The organism is Desulfovibrio sp. 1214_IL3152, from assembly GCF_036763055.1.
GTDB lineage: Bacteria > Desulfobacterota > Desulfovibrionia > Desulfovibrionales > Desulfovibrionaceae > Desulfovibrio.
The window spans coordinates 1-1,707 of sequence record NZ_JBAIYW010000249.1 but is presented as its reverse complement, the minus strand read 5'-3'; the positions used below and the strand labels follow the sequence as shown (position 1 = coordinate 1,707).

The window sequence follows — 1,707 nt, the reverse complement described above, 5'->3', positions numbered from 1 at the left end:
GCGCGTGCTGGTGGAGTCGCGCAAAGGCGCGGCGCACGATACGGTGCTTGAAGCGCCGCTGTATCTGCACGGCGATTCTTCTGACGGCACGCCGCACTGGACGGACGAGGCTTTGCTTTTTTGCCCCTGGCTGCGCCGGGGCAGTTCCGGCGAACCTGCTTGAGCAGTTTACGAATGAAATAAACTGGAGCAATTTCATAGAGAAATTGCTCTCACTGCTCTGCAGGGATTTTCAGAAAAATCCTTGCCCGAAATGCGCGCAGACAGGCTTTTGCCTGCCGTAACCGAGCATTGCAGGTGTTGCACGCTCCAGCGTCGCGCGTGGCAGGAGCAAATTTGTCAACGGCTCCACTTTCACCGCATCATGACAGAGAATCGCATATGAACTTCATAGCCGACCTGCACATTCACTCCCGTTTTTCCCGGGCCACCAGCAAGGCCCTTAACGCCCGCCATCTGGCCGCCTGGGCCCGCTGCAAGGGCATCAGCGTTCTCGGCACGGGCGACTTCACCCATCCGCAATGGCGGGCGGAACTGGCAGAACAGCTTGAACGGGATGAAGCCAGCGGCCTGTATCGCCTCAGGGGCGAGCCGGAGCAGCTTGATGTCTTGGCCGGCGGCCCGGTAACGAACGTCAACGCCGAAAAGCCGCTTTTCATGCTCCAGGCCGAGATCAGCTCCATCTACAAGCGCCACGGCAAGGTGCGCAAGGTGCATAACCTTATCTATGTGCGCACGCTTGAAGATGCCGAAAAACTTTCGCTGCGCCTTGAGCAGATCGGCAACCTGCACTCGGACGGCAGGCCCATTCTCGGCCTTGATTCGCGCGATCTGCTGGAAATCATGCTGGAATGCGCCGAGGATGCCGTAATGATTCCCGCCCACGTGTGGACCCCCTGGTTCGCGCTTTTCGGCTCCAAGTCGGGCTTTGACCGCCTGACGGACTGTTACGGCGATCTTTCCGAACATATTTTCGCCCTTGAAACCGGTCTTTCTTCCGACCCGGAAATGAACCGGCTGGTGAGCCAGCTGGACGGTTATGCCCTTGTGTCCAACTCAGACGCCCATTCCGGGGCAAACCTGGGGCGTGAGGCCAATCTTTTTGCAGGGCAACCCTCATACGCCGGCATCTTTGAAGCATTGCGCGCCACAGCGCGCCGCCAGCCGCAGGATGCCCTGGACTGCCGCTTTCTCGGCACAATGGAATTCTACCCGGACGAAGGCAAATACCATCTGGACGGCCACCGCGCCTGCAACGTGGTTCTGGAACCCAGAGAGTCGCGCAAGCTCGGCAATATCTGCCCCGAATGCGGCAAGCCGCTTACGGTGGGTGTGCTGCACCGCGTGTGGGAACTGGCCGACAGGGAAGAACCGCCCCTGCTTGAGCATGAGCCTGAAGCCCGCCCCCTTATTCCTCTGGCAGAAGTGGTGGGGGAAATTCTGGGCGTGGGCGTCACCTCGCGCAGGGTGCGGGAACGCTACGGCAGCCTGTTGCGCGAGCTTGGGCCAGAGCTGGATATTCTTTGCCGTATGCCCGAGCAGGAAATACGCGCTCACTGGGAGCCGCTGGGCGAAGCCGTGGCCCGGATGCGCCGGGGACAGGTCTTCCGCCAGGGCGGCTACGACGGCGAGTACGGTGTGGTGCGTGTTTTTACGCCCGAAGAGCAGGACGACATGCGCAATACATGGCGCGGCGCGGGGCGCGGG

Annotated in this window: 1 protein-coding gene; it reads left to right on the top strand. The window is 60.9% G+C overall.

What is annotated here, in order from left to right; all coding sequences use genetic code 11:
- Window positions 1-381: 381 nt before the first annotated feature.
- The coding region (locus V6C07_RS05205) for an endonuclease Q family protein (protein WP_333535303.1) at window positions 382-1,707 on the top strand (1,326 nt) is incomplete at its 3' end.